The organism is Halomonas sp. 707D4, from assembly GCF_024158685.1.
Taxonomy (GTDB): Bacteria; Pseudomonadota; Gammaproteobacteria; order Pseudomonadales; family Halomonadaceae; genus Vreelandella.
This window is the reverse complement of record NZ_JAMZBD010000261.1, coordinates 1-4,505: the sequence shown is the minus strand read 5'-3', so window position 1 is coordinate 4,505 and position 4,505 is coordinate 1. Positions and strand designations below refer to the sequence as shown.

The 4,505-nt window shown below is 68.4% G+C and carries 2 protein-coding genes; both read right to left on the bottom strand.

All coding sequences use genetic code 11. The features are described 5' to 3' along the window. Nucleotides 1-3,249 (bottom strand): YhdP family protein (locus BIS11_RS11555; RefSeq protein ID WP_253586078.1); only part of this gene is annotated, 3,249 nt, incomplete at its 3' end. Next, nucleotides 3,249-4,505: Rne/Rng family ribonuclease (locus tag BIS11_RS11550; protein ID WP_253586077.1), on the bottom strand; the 1,257-nt coding region annotated here is incomplete at its 5' end. The genes BIS11_RS11550 and BIS11_RS11555, both read right to left, overlap by 1 nt.

The following is a 4,505-nucleotide window of genomic DNA, read 5'->3' as shown; positions in this document are numbered from 1 at the left end:
CTCCAGCGCCGTGCCCAGGTCCCCGCCGCGCACCGAGACGTCCGCCCGGGTACGGTTGGCCTGCCAGGAGAGATCGCCGCGCAGCGAAAGCTGGCCCAAGGTCAGGCCCATCGGCGAGACCACGAAGCGGTCGCCATCGCTTTGCCAGTAGGCGGTCAGCGGCCCGACCCGGCTCTCCTGCAGGGTCACCTGCGCCAGGCGCAGGCGCCCATCCGGCACCTGGGCAAGCCACGCCGGCGCCTGAGCCGGTTCGTAGCGAGCGGTCTCGACCGCCTCCATCCAGGAGGCCGGGGCCTCGGCGCGCGGCGCCTGTGACAAGAAGCGGTCGAGATCGAGCGAGGCGATGGTTACGTCGAGCGGGCGCCGGGCATCCGGGTGATAGCTCAGCCGGCCCGAGACGAGATCGCCACTGACCCGGGCATCGAGCGACTGCTCCTCCAGGCGCGCCGCAAGCCCCAGCTCGCCCAGGCAGTGGCCTTCGAGGCTCAGACAGGGGGTATCGAACATCAGCGATACCGGTGCGCCAAACCATGGAAGCGCCGTCGATACCTCGCCCGTCTCGTTGCCGAGCGGCGCCAGAGCGCGCTGCCACTCGCCGACATCCAGGCGCGCGACATCGGCATCGATGCGCAGTCCATCGCCGCTCGCCGCGCTCGAAGTCGCTGCTCGGCCGACGGCAATGGCGCCTTCGAGCGCATCGCCGACCAGTAGATCGGCCTCGATCACCTGCCCGAGCCGCGCCTGGAGCCGGCCACCATCGATATCCGCTTCCAGGCGCAGCGGCCAGGCGTCGCCCCGGGGCTTGGCGAACGGCGCGGGCAGATGGCTCTCCACCCCGACGAGATCGCTTTGCAGGCGCAGCGACGCCGCAGGCTCTAGGCGCACGCGAGCGCTCCAGCCCGCGCGGCCGTCGATCAGATTGGCGGCCTCGTCGGCGTCCACGCCCGCAAGCTCGAAGAGCGCGGCGCTGTCGAGCACCCCGGAGAGCGCGATGCCCTCTCGCGGCACGTCGAACTCGGCGGCGATGGGGCCATCGAGCAGCCGACCCCGAGCGCTGCCCAGCAGCGCGAACGCCTCGCCGCGCTGCTGCCAGGCGAGATCGCCCTCGACGTCGCGCAGCGGCGCCTGGGCAAGGCCCGCGTAGCTGACCCGCGAAAGCCGCGGCCGGGCGTTGAGCTCGACCTCGACGTCTTCCGGAGCGTCGAGGTCCACCGTCACGGCGATGTCACCGTCGATGCCACCGCTGGCGTGAACGTCATCGAGAAAGTCGGTCTCGACGTCGGGAATCGCACGGATGAAATCGATCAGGCCATCGGCGTCGCTTACGAGCTTGCCGCTGACGCCGAGTACCTCATCCTGCATGCGCACCTGCCCGTCGAGGGCCTCCACGCCCCGGCTACGCGCACGGTCGACCTCGGCCTTTAGCACCTCGTTTTGCCAGGTCAGGCGGCCCTCGACCTCCTCGATCAAGGGCCAGCCGTCGGCGATGGGCAAGTAGCCGCGCTCGATCTCGAGCGCCAGGTTGACGGTAGGCGGGTTCTGCTCGCGATCACCGCCGATGGGCAGCCCCAGGCGCAGCGAACCATGCGGCACGAAGCCGCCGACGTCCGTGGAAAGCCACTCGCGAACGCCCTCGTTCAAGGTCTTCATCGGCAGCCACTGGGTCAAGGGCGTCTCGATGGCGTCCACGTCGGCGAAGTCGAGGTTGAGGCCGAACTGGCCGCGCCGCTCGCCGGTCACCAGCCCGAACCCGCCCTCGATGCGGGCACCGTCCCAGACGACGTCCAGGTCGCGCCCGCTGACCATGGTGCGCGGGCCGTCGTAGACCCACTCGACCCGCCCCTGGGCGTGGCTCAACTGCATGGGCGCCTCGAACACTCGCGGAAAGTAGAGCTCGCTCGGCCCGGCGCTACTGAAGCTCACCCGCCCGCGCGAATCCCGCGCCTGGACCCAGGCGTCGAGCGGACCGCCGCCGGGCGCCTCTTCCCAGGGCTGTACCGCCAGGCTGGTCAGCGCCGCATCCACGCCCCAGCGGCCGTCGCGCTGGCCCAGGCGCAGGCCCTGAACCTGACCGCTGGGCGCCAGGGTCTGCAGCACCCGAGTCACCGACTCCGGCAGAAAGGCGTACTCTCGCCAGGCGGTGAGCGAGGCGAGCTCGAAGGGGCTGGTACGCAGCTCCCACTGCCCCGGCTGGTGGGCGAAGTACCAGTGGCGCGGCAGCGCCGGGCCTTCGCTCACGTCGTCCGGCTGCGCCCACTCGACGCTTTCGGCGTTGGCACTGAGCCACGCCTGTCCGCCTACGCCATCGCGCTCCCACTGGCCGTTGGCCTCGATATCGCGCAGTACCGCGTACTGCGACTGCTGGCGCAGGATCAGCTGAGGAATGCCCAGCCCCGCGCGCACCTCGCTCAGCTGCCCGTCGAGCCACTCGCCCCACAGGCGCACCGCCCCGCCCGCCTGCTCGATATGCGGCATGTGATCGGCGCGAAACACGTCGCCCAGCGCCACCAGGTGATCGAGCTGAAGTTCGAGCTGGACCGTCGCGAAAAAGTCGCCGGGATCGTCGCGACCGGGCTGCATCTCCGCCTGGACGATCAGCGCGGGCTGGGCATTGGCCTGCTCCAGCGTGCTCGCCTCCAGCACGTTCACCGCCCCCTCGAAGCGAGCGAGCTCGTCGCTTCCACCCAGCAGCAGCCGGGGCGCGTTCAGGGTCAGGGACTCCTCGAGCCCGTGCAGGCTAAAGTTGGTATCGCGCACCCACAGGCGCTGCTTGAGCAGAATCTCGGTCCAGCGGTCGATGCGATCGAGATCGACCTCGGGCTCCGGTGCCATAAGCAGCGGAAGCGTCGCGGGCTCGGGCCAGCCCCAGGTGGTCTCGTCTTTCTGATAGAGGTGAAAATCGATGCCCGACAGGCGGGCATCGCTGAAGATCGGCGCCCACGCCTTGAGCGATGCCCAGGTATCCAGACGTAAATAGGCGCTGTCGAGAGAGACCAGCGGCGCCCGCCCGGACTCGGCGTGAAGTCCTTCGAGACGCAGCACCAGGTCATGGCGCTCGATGCCGAGAGACAGGTGCTCGAGGCTCACCGGCGCGCCGATGCGCGACTCGAGCAAGTCCTCGATCTGGGGAACCCAGTGGCCGGCCTGGGCGAACAGCAGCCGGATCACCAGCGACAGCACGGCGACCAGGCCCAGGAGCGCGGCGCAGGCGACCAGCGTCCAGCGAAAGAGAAGAGCGGGTAGCGTCATTACATCAGCACGATGTCGTACTGCTCCTGGGAGTAGTTCTGCTCGACCTGAAAGCGAATGGTCTTGTTGATGAATGCCTCGAGATCCGCCACCGCCGCGGACTCCTCGTCGAGCAGCCGATCGACCACCGGCTGGGAGGCCAGTACCCGGTAGGTGTCGGCGCTGTAGGCGCGCTCTTCACGCAGGATTTCGCGAAAGATCTCGTAGCAGATGGTTTCCGGGGTCTTGAGCGTACCGCGACCGTGGCAGGTCGAGCACGCCTCGCACAGGGTCTGCTCCAGACTCTCGCGGGTGCGCTTGCGGGTCAGCTGGACCAGGCCGAGCTCGGTGACGCCGGTGCACTTGGTCTTGGCATGGTCGCGTTCGAGCGCCTTTTCCAGCACCCGCAGGACCTGGCGCTGGTGCTCGACGTCGACCATGTCGATGAAGTCGATGATGATGATGCCGCCGAGGTTTCTCAGACGCAGCTGGCGGGCGATGGCGGTCGCCGCTTCCAGGTTGGTCTTGAAGATGGTCTCCTCGAGGTTGCGATGGCCGACGTAGCCGCCGGTATTGACGTCGATGGTGGTCATCGCCTCGGTCGGGTCGATCACCAGATACCCCCCGGACTTGAGCTGCACCTTGCGCGCCAGGGCCTTCTGGATCTCGTCCTCGACGCTGTAGAGATCGAAGATCGGCCGCTCGCCGGGGTAGTACTCGATGCGATCCACCGCGTAGGGCATGAACTCCTCGGCGAACTCCACGAGCTTGACGAAGTTCTCGCGGGAGTCGATGCGCACCTTCTCGATGTCGTCGCGCATCACGTCGCGCAGGGTACGCATGAACAGCGGCAGGTCGTCGTAGATCACGCTCGGCGGCGCGGCGCTGATCTTGCGCTCGCTCACCTTGCGCCAGATGCGCAGCAGGAAGTACATGTCGCTTGCGAACTCTTCCTCGCCCACGCCTTCGGCGGCGGTGCGCACGATGAAGCCGCCGTTCACCTCCAGGGTCTGGGCGGCGATGCTCGTGTCGAGCAGTTGCTTCAACCGCTCGCGCTCGGCCTCGTCCTCGATGCGCTGGGAAACGCCGTGGTTGGGCGAGTCCGGCATGTAGACGAGGTAGCGGGAGGGGATCGACAGGTGCGTCGTGAGCCTGGCCCCCTTGGTGCCGATCGGGTCCTTGGTGACCTGCACCACCAGCGACTGGCCCTCGTGCAGGAGCTGGCCGATGGTCTGCTGCTCGTCGCTCGGCGTATTGGCGGGCATCACCTCGTGGGC